At 63.9% G+C, this 17,995-nt stretch carries 20 protein-coding genes; 9 read left to right on the forward strand and 11 right to left on the reverse strand.

Annotated features, from left to right (window positions below; translation table 11 throughout):
- Positions 1-38 precede the first annotated feature (38 nt).
- On the forward strand, positions 39-1,283 hold the full coding sequence (locus XH80_RS27020) for a threonine ammonia-lyase (protein ID WP_271601189.1): 1,245 nt from the start codon (positions 39-41) through the stop codon (positions 1,281-1,283).
- Between the two features lie 14 nt (positions 1,284-1,297).
- On the opposite strand, the gene XH80_RS27025 is transcribed toward XH80_RS27020, so the two are convergent.
- Positions 1,298-2,839 (reverse strand): winged helix-turn-helix domain-containing tetratricopeptide repeat protein, encoded by a 1,542-nt coding sequence (locus tag XH80_RS27025; protein ID WP_271601190.1) that lies wholly within the window; start codon positions 2,837-2,839, stop codon positions 1,298-1,300.
- Between the two features lie 126 nt (positions 2,840-2,965).
- Between XH80_RS27025 and XH80_RS27030 the strand changes: the two genes are divergently transcribed.
- Positions 2,966-3,427, forward strand: a complete 462-nt coding sequence (locus XH80_RS27030) for a cupin domain-containing protein (protein ID WP_271601191.1) — start codon at positions 2,966-2,968, stop codon at positions 3,425-3,427.
- A 26-nt stretch (positions 3,428-3,453) separates the two neighbouring features.
- On the opposite strand, the gene XH80_RS27035 is transcribed toward XH80_RS27030, so the two are convergent.
- From XH80_RS27035 to XH80_RS27055, 5 genes are all read right to left on the reverse strand, one after another.
- A complete protein-coding gene (locus tag XH80_RS27035; RefSeq protein WP_271601192.1) occupies positions 3,454-4,632 on the reverse strand; it encodes an aminotransferase class V-fold PLP-dependent enzyme in 1,179 nt (392 codons plus the stop codon).
- Positions 4,633-4,729: 97 nt separating this feature from the next.
- A complete protein-coding gene (locus XH80_RS27040; protein ID WP_271601193.1) occupies positions 4,730-5,311 on the reverse strand; it encodes a CAP domain-containing protein in 582 nt (193 codons plus the stop codon).
- 76 nt (positions 5,312-5,387) lie between these two features.
- Complete coding sequence (locus tag XH80_RS27045; RefSeq protein ID WP_271601194.1) at positions 5,388-6,482, reverse strand: serine/threonine protein kinase; 1,095 nt, start codon at positions 6,480-6,482, stop codon at positions 5,388-5,390.
- A 7-nt stretch (positions 6,483-6,489) separates the two neighbouring features.
- A complete protein-coding gene (gene trmFO / locus XH80_RS27050) occupies positions 6,490-7,917 on the reverse strand; it encodes a methylenetetrahydrofolate--tRNA-(uracil(54)-C(5))-methyltransferase (FADH(2)-oxidizing) TrmFO (protein WP_271601195.1) in 1,428 nt (475 codons plus the stop codon).
- Positions 7,918-8,043: 126 nt separating this feature from the next.
- Entirely contained in the window at positions 8,044-8,196 is a 153-nt protein-coding gene (locus XH80_RS27055; RefSeq protein WP_007590701.1) for a DUF1127 domain-containing protein, read from the reverse strand.
- 634 nt (positions 8,197-8,830) lie between these two features.
- On the opposite strand from XH80_RS27055, the gene XH80_RS27060 reads away from it, so the two are divergent.
- Positions 8,831-9,157: a hypothetical protein gene (locus tag XH80_RS27060; protein WP_271601320.1), complete on the forward strand. Its 327-nt coding sequence runs from the start codon at positions 8,831-8,833 to the stop codon at positions 9,155-9,157.
- 77 nt (positions 9,158-9,234) lie between these two features.
- Here the strand turns inward: XH80_RS27060 and XH80_RS27065 are convergent, their stop codons facing one another.
- Together XH80_RS27065 and XH80_RS27070 are read right to left on the reverse strand one after the other, a co-directional pair.
- Positions 9,235-10,059, reverse strand: a complete 825-nt coding sequence (locus XH80_RS27065) for a lytic murein transglycosylase (protein ID WP_271601196.1) — start codon at positions 10,057-10,059, stop codon at positions 9,235-9,237.
- A gap of 144 nt (positions 10,060-10,203) precedes the next feature.
- Complete coding sequence (locus XH80_RS27070; RefSeq protein ID WP_271601197.1) at positions 10,204-11,106, reverse strand: DUF2189 domain-containing protein; 903 nt, start codon at positions 11,104-11,106, stop codon at positions 10,204-10,206.
- A 333-nt stretch (positions 11,107-11,439) separates the two neighbouring features.
- On the opposite strand from XH80_RS27070, the gene XH80_RS27075 reads away from it, so the two are divergent.
- Positions 11,440-11,853: a DUF3597 domain-containing protein gene (locus tag XH80_RS27075; protein WP_220006420.1), complete on the forward strand. Its 414-nt coding sequence runs from the start codon at positions 11,440-11,442 to the stop codon at positions 11,851-11,853.
- A 65-nt stretch (positions 11,854-11,918) separates the two neighbouring features.
- Here the strand turns inward: XH80_RS27075 and XH80_RS27080 are convergent, their stop codons facing one another.
- On the reverse strand, positions 11,919-12,194 hold the full coding sequence (locus tag XH80_RS27080; protein WP_271601198.1) for a GNAT family N-acetyltransferase: 276 nt from the start codon (positions 12,192-12,194) through the stop codon (positions 11,919-11,921).
- 103 nt (positions 12,195-12,297) lie between these two features.
- On the opposite strand from XH80_RS27080, the gene XH80_RS27085 reads away from it, so the two are divergent.
- A complete protein-coding gene (locus XH80_RS27085; protein ID WP_271601199.1) occupies positions 12,298-13,233 on the forward strand; it encodes a tetratricopeptide repeat protein in 936 nt (311 codons plus the stop codon).
- Positions 13,234-13,246: 13 nt separating this feature from the next.
- Here the strand turns inward: XH80_RS27085 and XH80_RS27090 are convergent, their stop codons facing one another.
- Positions 13,247-13,522 carry a GNAT family N-acetyltransferase gene (locus tag XH80_RS27090; protein ID WP_271601200.1) on the reverse strand — a complete coding sequence of 92 codons (276 nt, stop codon included), beginning with the start codon at positions 13,520-13,522 and terminating at the stop codon, positions 13,247-13,249.
- Positions 13,523-13,658: 136 nt separating this feature from the next.
- Positions 13,659-13,964 (reverse strand): hypothetical protein, encoded by a 306-nt coding sequence (locus XH80_RS27095; RefSeq protein ID WP_057755713.1) that lies wholly within the window; start codon positions 13,962-13,964, stop codon positions 13,659-13,661.
- A 93-nt stretch (positions 13,965-14,057) separates the two neighbouring features.
- Between XH80_RS27095 and XH80_RS27100 the strand changes: the two genes are divergently transcribed.
- The 4 genes from XH80_RS27100 (at position 14,058) to XH80_RS27115 (ending at position 17,994) form a co-directional block, all read left to right on the forward strand.
- Positions 14,058-14,555: a hypothetical protein gene (locus XH80_RS27100; RefSeq protein ID WP_271601201.1), complete on the forward strand. Its 498-nt coding sequence runs from the start codon at positions 14,058-14,060 to the stop codon at positions 14,553-14,555.
- 105 nt (positions 14,556-14,660) lie between these two features.
- Positions 14,661-16,268, forward strand: a complete 1,608-nt coding sequence (locus XH80_RS27105) for an acyl-CoA synthetase (protein ID WP_271601202.1) — start codon at positions 14,661-14,663, stop codon at positions 16,266-16,268.
- 9 nt (positions 16,269-16,277) lie between these two features.
- Positions 16,278-17,138: a PCC domain-containing protein gene (locus XH80_RS27110; RefSeq protein WP_271601203.1), complete on the forward strand. Its 861-nt coding sequence runs from the start codon at positions 16,278-16,280 to the stop codon at positions 17,136-17,138.
- 88 nt (positions 17,139-17,226) lie between these two features.
- A complete protein-coding gene (locus XH80_RS27115) occupies positions 17,227-17,994 on the forward strand; it encodes an AAA family ATPase (RefSeq protein ID WP_271601204.1) in 768 nt (255 codons plus the stop codon).
- The last annotated feature ends 1 nt before the right edge of the window (position 17,995 follow it).

Here is a 17,995-nt window from a genome sequence, read left to right on the forward strand (position 1 = left end):
CTTATCGCCGCCGCCGGCCAAATGCACTATGCTGTCCCATGGCCGAATTGTCCCAATCCGCATCTGCCGATCTGCGCGGCTTTCCGGTTTCGCCGGCTGACATTCACGCCGCTGCCGAGATCATCCGCGGCGCCGTCGTCGAGACGCCCTGCAGCTACAGCCGAACGCTGAGCAATATCTGCGGCTGTGACCTCTGGCTCAAATTCGAAAACCTCCAGTTCACGTCGTCGTTCAAGGAGCGTGGCGCGCTCAACCGGCTCAACGCGCTGACGCCGGACGAGCGTGTGCGGGGGGTCATAGCCATGTCCGCGGGCAATCACGCGCAGGGCGTTGCCTATCACGCCAGGCGGCTCGGCATTCCCGCCACCATCGTGATGCCGGTGGGCACGCCGATGGTGAAAGTCGAAAACACCAGGCATCACGGCGCCGAGGTCGTCGTGACGGGCGCTACTCTGGAAGAGGCGGCTGCGTTTGCGCGCAGCCATGGCGAAGCCCGCGGCATGATCTTCGTTCACCCCTACGATGATCCGCTGGTGATTGCGGGGCAGGGCACGGTCGGGCTGGAAATACTCAGGGCGGTGCCGGAACTCGACACGCTGGTCGTGCCGATCGGCGGTGGCGGCCTGATCAGCGGCATCGCCATAGCGGCGAAATCGCTAAAGCCGTCGCTGCGGATTCTCGGCGTCGAGGCCTGGCTCTATCCCTCGATGTACAACGCCATCCATGGCGGCAATCTGCCGGCGCGGGGCGATACGCTCGCCGAAGGCATCGCGGTCAAATCGCCGGGCAAGATCACCACCGAGATCGTCCGCGGCCTCGTCGACGACATCGCGCTCGTCAACGAAGCCGAGCTCGAGCGCGCGGTCGCAACCCTGATCTCGATCGAGAAGACGGTCGTCGAGGGTGCGGGCGCTGCCGGCCTCGCGGCGATCATGTCGGATCCTACGCGCTTTGCCGGCGAGAAGGTTGGCCTGGTCCTGAGTGGCGGCAACATCGACACCAGGCTGATCGCTTCCGTGCTGACGCGCGAGCTTGCCCGCGAGGGGCGGCTGACGCAGCTTTCGCTCGACATCCCCGACAGACCCGGCCAGCTGGCCGCGGTCGCGGCGCTGCTGGCTGAGGCCGGTGCCAACATCATCGAGGTCTCGCATCAGCGGACCTTCTCGGACCTCCCCGCCAAGGCAACGCTGTTGCAGCTCGTCATCGAGACACGCGACAGCGCCCATCTCGACGAGGTCATGGCCAAGCTCAGCGCATCCGGATTGAGCGCGCGTTGCACCTGAAGCGGATTTGACAATTACTCCGGCAGCCCGGCGGCCCGCAGGGCCTCACCAAGCGATGCCGCCAGGGCCGGTGCGCAATTGACGCCCTGGAATTGGCGGCCATAGCGGAAGGTCGGGTGCAATTCCAACACCCGGGCCGCGGCGGCTCTCGCTTCCTGCAATCGCCCGAGCTTTGCAAGCGCCGCCGCCAATTGCACATGGGTAATGCTGTGACGCGGGTTAGCCTGAACCGAGCGGTAGGCCGCGCGACAGGCCTCTTCATACCGACCGCGATGGAAATGCCCCATCGCCTGTGCGTCAAAGGCTGCGAAGGCCCAGGAATCAAACGGGCTGAGCCGCATGCCGCGCTCGCTCCATTCGATCGCGCGGTCGGCATCACCACCCCAGCCGAGCATCACACTACCGAGGATGTAAGTCAGCGCCGATGACGGGCTGATCGCGAGCGCGGCATCGAGTGCGGTGAATGCCGCCGCGCGATCGTGCCCGTCCATGCCGATTGAAAAGCCTGCCAGCGTAAGGGCAAGGGCGTCATCCTGCCCGTGGGCGATGGCCGATCGCGCATGCTTGATCGAGGCGGCGCGGCTTCCCTCCTGCAAACCAGCGCGGAGGAACAGGCAATGGTGGCACATCGCAGCGTTACCGTGCGCCAGCGCATAGGAGGGCTCGAGCGTGATTGCGCGCTCGAGCAGGACGAGCGCCTGCGTGACTTGCTCCGGCATGCCGGAATCGACATCCGGCTGAGCCCGCAGGACGAGATCATAGGCATCGAGACTGTCGGGCCGTTTGCGTTTGACCCGGTTGATTTCGGCGCGGCGAAGGCTCGGCGCGATGGCGCCGACGACGGACATGGCGACGTCGTCCTGAAGCGCGAAAATATCATCGGAGTGACGGTCATAGCGTTCGGCCCACACATGCATGCCGGTCGACGCATCGATCAGTTGTCCAGTGATACGCACATTGCCCCCGGTCTTCCGGATGCTGCCTTCCAGCACGTAGCGCACGCCAAGCTCGCGACCGACCTGTTTCACATCGACCGCTCGGCCCTTGTATGTGAACGTGGAATTTCGCGCGATCACGAACAGCCAGTTGATGCGGGACAGGCCGGTGACGATGTCGTCGACCATTCCGTCGGCAAAATAGTCCTGCTCCGTATCGCCGCTCAGGTCCGCAAACGGCAATACCGCGATCGATGGCCTCTCAGGCAAGGTCAGCGATGGTGCGGTTGTTGGGTCCGAGGCCGACGACGTCACCGCCGGACCGACATAGCGATAGCCGCGCCGTGGCAGGGTCTCGATCCATTGCGCTTCTCCGCAGCCGTCTGCCAGCGCGCGCCGGACCGCCGCCATCTGGACGGTCAGGTTGCTGTCTTCAATGGCCTGGTCGGGCCATGCCGCCTCGATCAAAGCGTCCTTCGATACCGGCATGCCGGCTCGCTGCACCAGCAAGGCCAAAAGCTGCACTGCTCGCTGGCCGAGCGGGGTTGGCTCGGCCCCGCGGAACAGAATCCCTGCTTCGGCGTCGAGGCGGAAGGGACCAAATTCAAGGATCGCGGCCATCGCCAGAGAAGGGCACATTTCGCAGGTTTTTTGCAACGATTTCCGCGCTGCTTCGCTACTTCCCGGAACTGGCGGACCATGATGGGTTCGTTATCGCGCATTTGGCGCCCAGCCATGGAGGAGCACATGAACGCAAAGCCACTCGTCCGCCGGCCCGGCGAAACAACGGGAGTAACGCTGCGCGGTCAGCCGATGGCCTTTCTGGTGACGGGTGAGGACAGCCGCCACACCAGCATGTTCGATTGGACGATACCGGCCGGGTTCGTCACGGGCCGGCACGTTCATCGCGTGCAGGAAGAGACCTTCTACATGCTTGAAGGCGAGTGCGAATGGCACGTCGCCGACGAGGTCGTCCGGGCCACGCCGGGAACGTACCTGTTCATTCCTCCAGGCGTTCCCCACAACATTACCAATGTCAGCGACAAGCCCGCGCGCGTGCTTATGACCGTGTCTCCGCCGGGGCATGAGCACTACTTCGAGGAGTTGGCCAAGCTCACCGCCAGCGGAACGCCGGACGCGAAGGCCATCAGCAAGTTGCGCGCTCGCTTCGACACCGACCAGTTGTCGGCACTGACGACGAGAGCCTAGGTCTACGCCACTGGTCTGGTGTCACACTAGCGTGGTGCCAGACCCGCCATGTGAGCGACCAACCGATCAATCTCGGCTTCCGTGTTGTAGTAATGCGGGGAAGCGCGCACGACGACCGGGAGCGCGCGGACTTCCGCGTCGATGCGGGTGCTCGACGGATCGGACGCGCCGACGGCAATGCCGGCCGCGGCAGCGCTGCTGACGATCGCGTCTGCCTCGCAGCCCTCCATCGTGAAGCTGACGATGGCACCCGGGGTGCGGCCGAGGTCGCGAATGGTGAGGCCGCTGATATCGGCAAGACCATTGCGAAGGCGGTCGGCCAGGAGGCGGCAGCGCTGCTCGATCGGATCGAGGCCGATCGCAAGGGCGTAGTCGACGGCCGCGCCCAGCCCGAGGCGCGCTGCGTAATTGCTCTCCCAGGTCTCGAAACGGCGCGCATCGTCGCGGAGCTGATAGCGGTTTCGGCAGACCCAGGGCGCCGCAAAATGGTCGATCATCGGCGGCTCAAGCTGCTGCAGCAGCTCGCGGCGAACATAGAGAAAGCCTGTGCCGCGCGGGCCGCGCAGGAATTTGCGGCCTGTGGCTGACAGCATGTCGCAGCCGATCGCTGCGACGTCGACGTGCATCTGGCCCACCGCCTGACAGGCGTCGAGCAGATAGGGAATGCCATGTGTCCGCGCGATTCTGCCGATCGCTGCTGCCGGATTGACCAGCCCGCCATTGGTCGGAACCCAGGTGATGGCGATGAGTTTTACGCGGCCGTCGATCATGCGTTCGAGCGCGTGAACATCGAGCTCGCCATTGGCATCGCTCGGCACGACGTCAATGACCGCGCCGGTACGTTTGGCAACCTGGAGAAAGGCAACATAGTTGGCGGCGTATTCGGCCTCGGCGGTCAGGATCCGGTCGCCGGCGCGAAATTGCAGCGCATAGAACGCCATCTGCCAGGCGACGGTCGCGTTCTCCATCAGCGCGATCTCGTCCCGTGCGGCGTTCAGCAAGCGTGCCACGGAACCGTAGACCGCATCGAGCCGGCCAGACTCGCGGTCGGCGGCGGCGTAACCTCCGATCTCGCTCTCGAGGTCGATATGCTGCTTCATCGCCGCGACGACGGTGGTGGGCATGAGAGCCGCGCCGGCGTTGTGGAGATAGGTGAGCCGGGAGGCGGCCGGAGTGTCGGCCCGGATTCGGTCGATGTCGATCAACGCGCCTCTCCCTCTCGCAGGTCCCACGGGATGGATTAGACGCCCCTAGCAACGCAAGCAAGACTGCGTGCCGGCGAACGGCCAGCCCGGCTTCCTCTCAGATGCAGAGGCCGAGCAGCTTGACGTGGCAGTTGGCGACTTTGGGCTTGCTGGTGGGTGTGACCTCGCGCTTCACGGCCACAAGCGGCTCGCTATCCTTCTTGCCTTTGCCCTTGCTCGGCTTCGGCTCGTAATCGCCGGCGATCACCATGGCCCAATAAGTGCGCTTGCCGTTGGCATTTTTTGCGCTCGCGATGCCGACGCGGGTGGCGTTGTGGAGCAGCAGGTTCTTGCGGTGGCCGGAGGAATCGATCCACTGTCCCAGCGTCTTCTCGAAGGTGTCGTAGCCGTAGGCGATGTTCTCGGCGGCGCGTCCTGCGCCCGACGGCGCGACGCGCTTGTTGAACGGACCGAGGGCGTCATGGCTGAGATCGTCCTTCGCCGCCATCGCGCGCGCCTGATCCATGGCAATGCGGTCGAGCGTTGTGTCGCGTACGACGCGGCCCTCTCCGTGCTTCGCCCGGAAGCCGGAGATCTGTTCGGCCGGGGATTCGGCCGCCGTCACCGGGGTGGCGGCCAGCAGCACCAGACCTGCAAGCAGCAGGGCAGCGCGGCGCCTTATCGTCCCCCAGCGAGTCATTGGTCCCCAAATCAGTGCAGTCCCCGGCTTCTCCACTGGCATTGTGGACGCTTCAAGGCGCCACGCCTCGCGCAGTCTAACCGGACGGCAGGTCTGCCTCGAAGTTGAAGCGATCACGCAGGTTCTTGCGCTGCTCCAGGATGTCCTTGAGGAAGGCGCGATCCTGGTCGTTCCTCATCATCGGCTCGATCAGGTCGAGCTGGTTCATCGCGACCAGTTGCAGGATCTCGGTGCGTGGCCTGCCACCGGCATCGCGCGGCAATGCGTGCACGACCTGGATATGCTCAGGGGGCTTTGGGCCCCTGGCAGCCGTGAGCTCGTTGCGGAGCTGGCCCTCGAGCGCGGCGTGATCGGCTTCGACGAAGGCATAAAGCCCGACGCCGGAACGGCGGTCGGCAAAAGCGACGACGGCGGTGTCGCGCACGGCGGGGTTCTTGCGGATCAGCTCTGCGATGACAGGCGCATCGTTGACGAGCCGGCGGCCGCCACCCTCACGATCGGTGAAGTTGAACAGGCCGCGGGTGATGGCGCGATAGACCTTCTTGCCGGTTGCAAGCCAGAGGCTCGCGGCGAACGATTTCTTCGCCAGCACCTTCCGCTCGCGCGGCGTCAGCGCCTCCGGCGCATAGGAACGCTTATGCTTGAGCAGATGACGGAGGTCTTCGTAGGCGAGGATGCGGTAGAGCCGGCCGCGTCGCTTGAAGCACGCCGCAAGCTGGAAGTCGGTCACATAGGCGCGGCCATCGCGGCCGACCAGCCAGTTCTGTTCCTTGGCGAGATCATTGTGGCAGATGCCGGCGCGGCGCAATCGGCGCAGCACGTCCTTCGCCGAGCGGAAATAGGCGAGATCGCCATGAGGCTTTGCCAGATGCAGCGCGACGCCGTCAACGAAGCCGCGCACCAGCGCACGACGTCCCGCCCACAGCAGCTCGGGTCCGACATGAAGGCCCTTTGCGAGCGCCAGCGCGTGCTTCTCGCGTGCGAACAGATGGCGTGCCAGCGGAAACGACCACCAGGGCACCTCATCGAGCCGGCGCAGCACGGCGTCGACCTCGCCACTGTCGCTGCGGAAACGGCCGCGCTCGACGGTCGAAAACACGTCGCGCTTGAGCAGCACGCCCTCGGTCCAGCGCGCCGACAGCAGCGCGGCGTCGTCTTTCGGAAGACTCATCGAAAACTCACGCGGCTGCGGCAATGCGCAAATGATCGGCGATCCAGCGATCGAGATCGGCAAGCGCCAACGCGCTCATGGCCTGCTTCTTGGCCACGGTCTTCTCGTTGCCTCGCAGACGCGTGCCGTCGGGCTTCTTCGTGGGCGGGCTGGCGAGTGGCGGGAACAGGCCGAAATTGATGTTCATCGGTTGGAACGAGCGCGTGCCCGGCTCGATGGTCTCGATATGGCCGCCAGTGATATGGCCGAGAAGCGACCCGAGCGCCGTCGTGGCCGGCGGGCTCGCAAGCTGCGCGCCGCGCGCGTCGGCTGCCGCATAGAGGCCGGCGATCAGGCCGACGCTGGCGGACTCCACATAACCTTCGCAGCCCGTCATCTGGCCGGCAAAGCGCAGTCGCGGCTGCGCGCGCAGGCGCAGCTGGCTGTCGAGCAGCTTTGGCGAGTTGAGGAAGGTGTTGCGATGCAGGCCGCCGAGGCGGGCGAACTGGGCCTTCTCCAGCCCGGGAATGGTGCGGAAGATGCGCTGCTGCTCGCCGTATTTCAGCTTCGTCTGGAATCCGACGATGTTGTAGAGCGTGCCGAGCTTGTTGTCCTGGCGCAGTTGCACGATTGCGTATGGCTTCGTCGTGGGATCGTGCGGATTGGTGAGGCCGACCGGCTTCATCGGACCGTGGCGCAGCGTCTCGGGACCGCGCTCCGCCATCACCTCGATCGGCAGGCAGCCGTCGAAATAGGGCGTATTGGTCTCCCACTCCTTGAACTCGGTCTTCTCGCCCGAGATCAGCGCGGCGACGAAGCCATCATATTGCTCCTTGGTCATGGGGCAGTTGATGTAGTCGGCGCCGTTGCCGCCGGGACCGACCTTGTCGTAGCGCGACTGGAACCAGGCCACCGACATGTCGATGGATTCGCGGTGCACGATCGGCGCGATGGCATCGAAGAAGGCGAGCGCGTTCTCGTCGGTCAATTCGCGGATGGCATCGGCCAGCGGCGCGGAGGTGAGGGGGCCGGTCGCAACGATCACGTTGCTCCAGTCGGCCGGCGGCAGGCCTTTAATTTCGCCGCGGGCGATCTCGACAAGGGGATGCTCGTTCAGCGCCTTTGTTACGGCCGCGGAGAAGCCATCGCGGTCGACGGCCAGCGCGCCGCCGGCGGGCACTTGATTGGCATCGGCTGCGTGCATGATCAGCGAATCAAGGCGCCGCATCTCCGCATGGAGAAGGCCGACCGCGTTGTTGGCGGCATCGTCCGAGCGGAAGGAATTGGAGCAGACGAGCTCGGCGAGCCCGTCGGTGCGGTGCGCCTCGGTCATGCGGTCGGGCCGCATCTCATGCAGCACCACGGGCAGGCCAGCTTTCGCGACCTGCCAGGCGGCTTCGGAACCGGCGAGGCCGGCACCGATGACGTGCACGGGTTTGGATAGGGGTCCTGTCATGGGGCGGACAGGTAGCGCTTTTCGGCGGCCAGTGGAATCGCCGAGATCGAGTTTTCTGCCGCTGAAAACGACAACGCCCGCACGAGGCGGGCGTTATCGGTTCGTCCAGTGAAGGGCTGAACGATATCAGCCCTGATACTGACCGGCGGCAACGCGCGGGATGTCCGAGCGATCGAGGCCGATATCGGCCAGTTCGCGATCGCTGAGCTGGGACAGCTCGGCAACATTGCGCTGATAGTCCCGGAAAGCCTGGATCATGCGGATGAGCGAGAGCAGCATTGGTAGTCTCCTGTAGTTCGATTCAGCCCTTGCCCGGGCGTCATCGTTGAAATGAATATAGGTGAGAGTGATGCAGTGCGAAAGTTCCTATGTTGCGATGCAGCTAAGCGTCAAACGCATGGCCCAGGTAAGAGACGCTTAACCTCTAGGCGCTCCCGCCCAACGGTTGGGCGAAATCACCGAACGGTCTAGGTAAATGTCCGTGAAATAACGGATTTACCCGCCGGCTGGCGGTTCCGACGGTTGCGAAATAAGCCACGTTCCCGTCATCTGCAAGGTGGTCGGTCTAGCTTGTAGGCCCAAGTCCGGCATGCATGATTCGCATGAACTCTGATTTGTAAGTATGAATATAAAATCATATTTTGAATGCCAGGCGAACGGCGGTTGCAGGCGGAAGATCACGAGCAGGGCCGCCCTATGGTCATGTTCGTCGTTCAGGGGAGCGGGAATCGCGCGCCCAATTCGTGGCTGAACGCCAGCCTGATGGGGCAGCGCACACGCCGAGCGTGCAGAGCCTGATTACAAAGTTGTAATGAAAATCAGAAATTTCGCATGCGGCTCTGCGCCGCGCGCAACATCACGCAATTCTCGCGGGGAATTTATTGCGGCAAGTTGCCGCGTCGGCAGCAAAGTCATGTTGCGGATTCCGGCAATGTCGCCGGGTCTGTCCCAAGAAAAAGAGAAGGAAAGTAACATCATGACGAAGTTACTCGGGGTTATCGCAATTGCCGCCGTTGCATTCGCCGTCGCACCGGCTCAGGCCGCCAAGCACAGCATGGGTGGTTGCAGCGGGGCCAATCTGGAAAAGACTGAAACCGCGATCGAGGCCATGCCTGACGGCGATAGCAAGTTCGCTGCCGAGAAGGAGATCACGGCGGCCCAGGACGCGCTGCTCAACGGCAAGATGGGTGTGTGCGGTATGCACCTGAACAAGGCGATGCAAGCCACCATGGGCAAGTAGACGGGTAGGCAGGCGCAATCCAAGAGAGGGCCGGTCGCCTTACCGATCGGCCCTACGCGTTTTGATTTCGATGTATCTTAAGGAGCGTGCGCGAGCTGGGTGGCAAAATAGGCCACCGTCTTGCAGTAGACTTCGCTCTTGTTCCACTGCTGCAGCACCGCGAAGTTCGGACTGCCCGGCTGCCAGTCCTTGCCCTTCTGCCATCCGTATCCGGCGAGATAGTTGGCAGTGGAGGCAAGCACGTCGGGAGCGTTGTGCAGGAGGTCACGCTTGCCGTTCCCGTCGAAATCGACCGCATATTTCAGCCAGGACGAGGGCATGAACTGGGTTTGGCCAAGCTCGCCGGCCCAGGCGCCCTTCATTTCGGCAGGCGTGAGATCGCCACGCTGAACGATACGCAGCGCATCCATCAGCTCGCCGCGAAACTGCTCGGCACGGCGACAATCATAGGCCAGTGTCGCCAGTGAGCGGATGGTCGAGAACTTGCCGGTGTTGACCCCGAAATCGGTCTCCAGGCCCCAGATCGCGACCAGGATCTCGCCTGGCACGCCATAGGCCTGCTCGATCCGCGACAGCACCGATCCGTATTGCTTCATCATGTTGGAGCCGCGCGTCATCCGCGGCGGCACCATGCGGCCGGAAAACTCCTCAAAGGTCTGGGTGAAGACCTTTTGCGACTTGTCGCGGTTGAGCACGCTCTGGTCCAGCGTGACACCGGCAAGTCCGGCGGTGATGGCCTGTTGCGAGATGCCCTTGGCCGCGGCCTCGGTTTTGAAATCCGCAAGCCAGGCATCGAAATTGCCCGAGCCGCAGGCAACCGCGGCCAGAGCGGGTTCGACGGACAGGATTGAGGCTGAAAGGGCGAGGGCTGCAAGAGCGAGACGAGAAATCGTCAGGGTCATCAGAGGTAATTGATTCCGTGATGGGGCACGACCGGCGGCGGCAATCTCTGATGTAACCGCGGCCAAAGCAAGGCCTATGGCAGCAGCGCTCCCGCCGGGGTGACCCGGGCAGGAGCGCCCAGATGAGATCGTCTGGCTTCAGTCCTATTCCCTGTTCCGCCACGGGAAGAGATTGGCGGGGAAATCGGCCGCAGGCTTGCGCGGGCGCTGTGGTGGGGGCGGCACTGGCCGGGCACCGGGCTCGGAGACGATGACCTTGCGATAGAGATGCCAGGTGGCGTGGCCGAGCAGGGGAATGACGACCGCGAGCCCGAGGAACGCGGGGATCGTGCCGAGCGCGAGCAACACCGCCACGATGAGGCCCCAGGCCGCCATCGGCACCGGGTTCTTGGCGACGACGCGCAGCGAGGTGACCATTGCCTCCAGGGCGCCGGCATGGCGGTCGAGCATCAGCGGGAATGATACCGCGCTGATGCAGAGCGCTGCGAGCGCGAACAGGAAGCCCGTGCCACAGCCCACCACGATCAGCCACCAGCCTTGAGAGGTTGTCAGCACCCGCCTCAGGAAGTCCGAAATTCCGGTGACGCCTTCATAGCCGAACGCTGCGACATAGATCGCCTGCGCGGTCGCGACCCAGGTCACAAACAGTGCGAGCAGCAAGGTGCCGAGGCCGAGCATGGCGCCGAAGGAGGGCGAGCGCAGGACATCCATGGCATCCCAGGCGCTTGCTTCCTCATAACGTTCGCGGCGGCTGGAGAGCTCGTAGAGGCCGAGCGCTGCGAACGGACCGATCAGCGCGAAGCCCGCGGCGAGCGGAAACAACAACGGTATCACGGAATAGCCCATCGCGACGCGCGCGATCACGAGGCCCAGCACCGGATAGATCACGCAGAGGATGATGGCGTGGCTTGGGACTGCCTTGAAGTCTTCCCAGCCGCGCTTGAGTGCATCGTGCAGGTCGGAGAGTTCTATGGTTCGGATCACCGGTCCAGCCGCGTCTGCGGTCTGGCCCATCCTGGGGACATTGCCCTGATAGAGTGTGGCCATGGTCGGCTTGCTCCCTTGCCATGCAGCCGAACTCGACGCCGACTACGGCGCAAGCGGCCGCTTTTTTGGGTTTCGCGAGTCCAACCAGCAGCGAATTCCGGGTGGCATCGCGAGCTGAGCGGGAAGCGTACCCCTATTTCCGAGTCCTGTCCCTCACGCCTGGGTGAGATTCGTTGCCGCAGTGCAACCGCGCTGACGTCATCGGGTCGTCATTTCGCCGCAGATAAGCTCATGCTGTTTGTGGTTCGCGGAACTTCGCGGGCGCATCAGCGTAACATCGTCTATAAGTGCCCACTCAGGGCCTTCCAACGGGATCCTTTTCGGGGAGCAGACATGAGCATTTTCGGGAAAATCATGGGCGCAATCTTCGGCAGCCATACGGCTTCCGCTGCGCCCGCAGGCGGCGCATCCGCGGGCAGCGCGCCTGCAGGAGCCGCGCCGAGCGGATCGGCGCCAGCGTCTGCACCCGCCGCCGCGCCGGCCCAAACGGTGGACGTCGCCGCGATCGTCGATGCGGCCGCCGCCGCGCATAAGGGCGAAAAGCTGGAGTGGCGCACCTCGATCGTCGACCTGATGAAGGCACTCGACGTCGATTCGAGCTTGGCTGCGCGCAAGGATCTCGCCAAGGAGCTCGGCTATACCGGCGACATGAACGACTCCGCCAGCATGAACGTCTGGCTGCACAAGCAGGTGATGTCCAAGCTCGCCGCCAATGGCGGCAAGCTGCCGCCCGAAATCAAGCACTGACCGACGCGCATCGGTCGACGCCAAGCAACCAAAAAGGGCCCGCGACCTCGCGGGCTCTTTGTCGTTCAGGCCACCAGATCCGCATCCTCCGGATGCCGGTCGAGATAGTCGACGACGAAGCCGCAGCCCGCGATGACCTTCTTGCCGTCGCGGCGGATGATCTCGAGCACGCCCTTGATCAACTCAGACGCAATGCCGCGGCCGCGCAGGGCGCGCGGCGTCTCAGTGTGGGTGATGATGACTGCCGACGGCGTCAGCCGGTAATTGGCGAAGGCGAGCTCGCTGCCGACATCGAGCTCGAAGCGGCTCCTGACCTTGTTGTCGCGTACCGATGCCGCCATGCCTGATCCTTCCGAAGCGTGCTCGTTCCCTGATCTAGGCACCTGAACCCACCCTTGCCAAGGCGCGACCAAGGGAGGTTGCCGCAGGGGAGATATCTGCAAAATGCGTGTCCAGCTCAGTCTGATGGCCTTGCTCGCCATGCTGGCCTTGACGGCGACGGTGCCGGCCGCTGCCGAGGGCGGCCCGGCCTGGGAAGCCTGCGTGGGGTTGAGCAGCACGCCGGACGAGCGGGTGAAGGCCTGCTCGACGGTGATCGACAGCAACGGCGAGACCGGCCGCAGGCTCGCCGGCGCCTATTGCAACCGCGGTCATGGTCTGACCGAGAAGCGCGAGTTTGACGCGGCGCTGTCCGATCTCGATGAAGCCGTGCGCCTGGATCCCACCTATGCCTGCGCCTATAACAATCGCGGCCGCGTCCACAGCTTCAAGCACAACTATGATCGTGCCATCGCCGAGTACGATGAGGCTATCAAGCTCGATCCGTCGATGGCGACGGCCTACAGCAATCGTGGCGAGTCCCGCTACAACAAGGGCGATCTCGACGGCGCGATCGCCGATTTCGACGCTGCGATCAAGCGCAATCCCAACTATGCCACCGCCTACGCCAATCGGGGCTACGTCTACGCCCGCAAGCACGACACGGCTCATGCGCTGGCCGACTTCAGCATGCGGATCAAGCTCGCACCCGATCTGCTCGCCTATATCGACCGCGGCAACGTCTACCGAGACAACGAGCAACTCGACCGCGCGGCCGCCGATTATGGCGAGGCGATCCGCGTTGCGCCGACCGATGCGCGCGGCTGGCGCAATCGTGGCATGATCCGGCTCTATCTCGGCGACAACAAGGGCGGTCTTGCCGACTACGACAAGGCGCTGGAGTATGATCCGGCCGATGTATTTTCCTGGAATAATCGTGGCCAGGCCAAGATGAGGCTTGGCGACGTCAAGGGAGCGATCGCCGACTTCCGCAAGGCGCTGGAATTGAAGCCCGGGTTGCAGACAGCGCAGGACTCGCTGAGGAAGCTTGGGGCGCTGTGACGCTCCGGTTCGGCTAGACCTTCACCAGGTCCTGATAGTCCGGATGTTTCTCGATCCACGCCTTCACGAACGGGCATTGCGGGATTAGCTTCAACCCGGCAGCGCGGACCTGGTCGAGCGCCCCTTGCACCAGCCTCGAGCCGACGCCCTTGCCGCCGAGCTCCTTCGGCACGTCGGTATGTTCGAACGTGATGACGTTGCCGTCGAGCTTGTAATGCTCCGTCGCGAGATAGCCTTCGACCTCAAGCTCGTAGCGGTGATGGGCTTTGTTGTTGATCACGTCGCTCATCGACTCTCCAATCAGCTCTTCAGCAAGTCTGTCAGCATCTTGCGGATCGACCAGGCTCGCCGTCGGAGGAACCCTTGATGTCGTCGATCTTCAGCTGCCGGCTTCGCGCACGAAATAGGCGGAGTCGCAGTTAGGTTCAATCCGTCGCCTTGGCGAGCCGCGCATCTTCTTGCTGGGGTTTTGCGGGGAGACAGCCCTGGCAGATGACCAGCGAGCGATTGACCTTGGCGTCCTGGTCGGCGTCGGTTCCGTCGTGCGCGGGCTTGGCGGCGATGCGTGTTGCTCGCTCGGTGGCGCGTTGCTGATTGGGATTCTCGCCTGCGCCGTCCCAGGCATAGCGCGCGGGCTGGAATACGGGATCTGAGGCGAGGTGGGCTTGCGGGGCCACCGCGCATCCGGCAAGCGCCAACGACAGCAGGAGGAAGACGGGCGCTTTGACCATGGTGCGGCACTCTGTACGCGAGAACTGAGCGAGGTTGCGCTGATCATGTTTAAAATTCCCTGAACGATGCGGCCGCGCCGGCGACCAAGACGTATGCGATATCTGTTCCTCCTGCTCACGATGCTCACGGCCGCGGCGCGCGCCGATGATGCCAAGCCGTTTGATCCAGCCGACTATCCGCCCGCTGTGCAGAAGGCGCTGCGCTATGCCCATGAGGAATGTGAAAGTCAGGGCGGCGGCGCGGTGAGCTTCGCGCCCGGTACGGTGCGCAAGATCGACCTGACCGGCGATGGCCGCGACGATTACATCGTCGATTTCCGCGATACCAAATGCGGCGAACGCGAGAGCATCTATTGCGGAACCGGCGGTTGCCTGCTGGATATCCTGGTGACGCGACCCGACGGCAGCGTGCGCGCCGTGTTCGACGGCTATGTCCGCAGCTATAGCATTGTGGCGTCGCCGATGAAGCGAGGTGCGGCGCGCACCGTCCGCTTCGACCTGCACGGCAGCTATTGCGGCGGTTTCGGTTCGCAGGCCTGCGTCAAGGAAAGGGCGATCACGGCGACGCCGTTCGAGTTCAAAAAGCCGTAACGCAGGTGCGCGGCCGGCGGCCTTGCTACACCGCGGCGGATCGCGATAAATGGGCTGCAATGAGCGGACGGGATGAGTGCCGTTCGCCGTCGAAGAGGAAGCCCGATGCAACCGCTCCGCATGTCTCGCCGCGTCATGAATCTCGCTTACATGCTGACGCAGAACGCGCGGCGGCATGGATCGCGGCCCGGGTTCGTCTGGGGAGACAAATCGTGGACCTGGCGCGAGATCGATGCGCGAGTCTCGGCTCTCGCTGCTGCGCTCGCCGCCCGTGGCATCGCCAAGGGCGATCGCATCCTCGTCCATTCCAAGAATGGCGAGGAGATGTTTGTCTCGATGTTCGCCGCCTTCCGGCTCGGCGCGGTCTGGGTGCCCACCAATTTCCGCCTGATGCCGGATGAGGTCGCCTATCTCGCGCAGGCCTCCGGCGCGAAGGCATTCCTGTGTCATGTCGATTTCCCCGGGCATGCCGCGGCGGTGAGGGGCGGCGCGTTGGAGTTCACCTGGAGCGTCGACGGTAAGGCCTCGTTCGGCGAGGGGTCCGTGGCTGACGCCATCGCGTCGCAGGCGGGCACCGTGGTCGAGAACGTCGCGGTCGAGCATGACGATCCCTGCTGGTTCTTCTTCACTTCAGGCACCACCGGCCGCTCCAAGGCCGCGGTGCTGACGCATGGCCAGATGGGCTTTGTCGTCACCAATCATCTCGCCGATCTCACCCCCGGCGTGACGGAAGCGGATGCGTCGCTGGTGGTGGCACCGCTGTCGCATGGCGCCGGCGTGCATCAGCTGGTCCAGACCGCGCGCGGCGTCTGCACCGTGCTGTTGCCGACCGAGAAATTCGACATCGACGAGGCGTTCCGCCTGATCGAAAAACACCGCATCGCCAATCTGTTCACGGTGCCGACGATTTTGAAGATGATGGTCGAGCATCCCGCCGCCGACAAATACGATCATTCCTCGCTGCGTCACGTGATCTATGCCGGCGCGCCGATGTATCGCGAGGACCAGAAGGCTGCGCTCAAAAAGCTCGGCAAGGTCATCGTGCAGTATTTCGGCCTCGGCGAGGTCACCGGCAACATCACGGTGCTGCCGGCGGCGTTGCATGATCCCGAGGACGGCCCGCATGCGAAGATCGGCACCTGCGGCTTCGAGCGCACCGGCATGCAGGTCTCGATCCAGGACGACGAGGGCCGCGAGCTCGGCGCGAACCAGAGTGGCGAGATCTGCGTGATCGGACCTGCGGTGCTCGCAGGCTATTACGACAATCCCGAAGCCAATGCGAAGGCGTTCCGCAACGGCTGGTTCCGTACCGGCGATCTCGGCCACATGGACGAGGAGGGCTTCGTCTATATCACCGGACGAGCGTCGGACATGTACATCTCCGGCGGCTCCAACATCTATCCGCGCGAGATCGAGGAAAAGATCCTGACGCATCCCGCGGTCGGCGAGGTCGCTGTCCTCGGTGTGCCCGATGCGACCTGGGGTGAGGTCGGTATCGCCGTCTGCGTTGCGCGCGAGGGTGCGAAGCCGGTCAGCGAGGCCGAGATGGCCGCGTTCCTGTCGCCGAAGGTGCCGCGCTACAAGATGCCGAAGCGGTTCTTCTTCTGGGAGGCCTTGCCGAAATCCGGCTATGGCAAGGTGCCGAAACGCATGGTGCGCGACGAGCTCGAGGCGCGCGGGCTGCTCGATCTCGACAAGACGAAGACGGGCTGAGCGCTGATCATGCGGAGCATCAAGCAGCCGGGTGTGCCCGTCACTGAACGTATCCAATGGGTGGAGGCGAGGGGACGCGCCTTTTCGTTCAGGCTTGAGGCGGGCCTGCCGCTGCTCGAAGCCGCGCGCCGCGGTTTTGCTGCCGAAGGATTTGCCGGCGGCGTGCTGAATTTCGGTCAGGGCGCACTCGGACCGTTCGGCTATGTCATGCCGGCGCTGTCGAAGACGGGCGAGAATGCAGCGTTCTACAGCGATACCTATCGGCCCGCGGGCGTGACACGCACCAAGCTCGGCAGCATGACGTTGGGATCGCGCGACGGGGCGCCGTTCTTTCACTGCCACGGGCTCTGGACCGAGGCGGACGGCAAGGCGAGCGGCGGCCACATGTTGCCGGACGAGACTGTCATCGCCGAGCCGTTCGAGGTGCAGGCCTTCGGCGTGGATGGCGCAATGTTCATCGTCGAGCCCGACCCCGAGACCAATTTCAAGCTGTTCGGGCCTGTCGCAGCCGCAAGCATAGGCGCGCGTACGAGCGGCCGCGCCTTTGCCCTGCGGCTGCGCCCCAACCAGGATTTTGCTGGCTGTCTCGAAGCCTTCTGCCGCGCACACGGCATCGCGCGCGCCAAAATCCACGGCGGCGTCGGTTCGACCGTCGGCGCGCGCTTTACCCATGGCGGTGTGACCGAGCCGTTTGCCACGGAGCTCGCGATCACAAACGGGACGATCGCGCCTGGCGCGTCCGGCGCGCTGGAAGCCGCGCTTGACGTTGCCCTGATCGACTACACCGGCGGCATCGCCGAGGGCCGCCTGATCCGCGGCGACAATCCCGTGCTGATGACCATGGAGCTGGTGCTGGAGGCGCTGGAGTAGGCTCTGCGCCCAAGGGCGGTACAAGATACCTCTTTGCAATCCAATTGTTCCTGTTATGTTCTTATCTGGGTGGAGGAGCGGAGCGGCAATGGCGCGGAAGGGCTATCGGACGATCAATCTGCCTGCGCCGTATCTGAGGCGAGTCTGGCTCGATCCGTCGCAAGTTCGCGATCGCGAGATGTATCCGTTTTGCTTGCCCATCTTTCCGGATGATTTCGAACTCAATTTCGAGGCGCGCATCACGATCATCGTTGGGGAGAACGGCACCGGGAAGTCGACGGTCCTGGAGGGCATCGCAGCGCTGGCCGGCTACGACGATGCCGGTGGAGGCAAAGGATACATGCCGGTCGATCACTCCGAGGCGCGCGAGAAGATGGGCGGCCAGCTCTCCACGGCTTTGCGCGCAAGTTGGCTGCCGAAGATCACCAACGGCTGGTTTTTTCGCGCCGAGAGTTTTTTCTCGGTCGCGCGATATCTGGACAAGGCCGCGCGTGATGCTGGTCAGGTCGGTCCCGATTTCCTGTCGCACTCGCACGGCGAAGGCTTCCTCCGCTTTTTCGAAGAACGCTGCCAGCGCCAGGGCATTTTTATCTTCGACGAGCCGGAATCCGCGCTGTCGCCGGCGCGGCAGATCGAGTTTTTGAAGCTGCTGCGACGTATGGACGACTCTCGCATCTGCCAGGTCGTCATGGCGACCCATGCGCCGTTGCTGATGGCCTATCCCAATGCGCAGCTGCTGCGGCTCGGCAAATACGGACTCGAGCCTGTTACAGTGGAGCAGACAGATCACTACAGGGTGATGCGCGAGTTCTGCGCAAACCCACGCGGATTCGTCGAGGCGACGCTGGCAGAGTAGG

It is taken from the genome of Bradyrhizobium sp. CCBAU 45384 (genome assembly GCF_028128665.1).
In the GTDB taxonomy this organism is placed as follows: domain Bacteria; phylum Pseudomonadota; class Alphaproteobacteria; order Rhizobiales; family Xanthobacteraceae; genus Bradyrhizobium; species Bradyrhizobium manausense.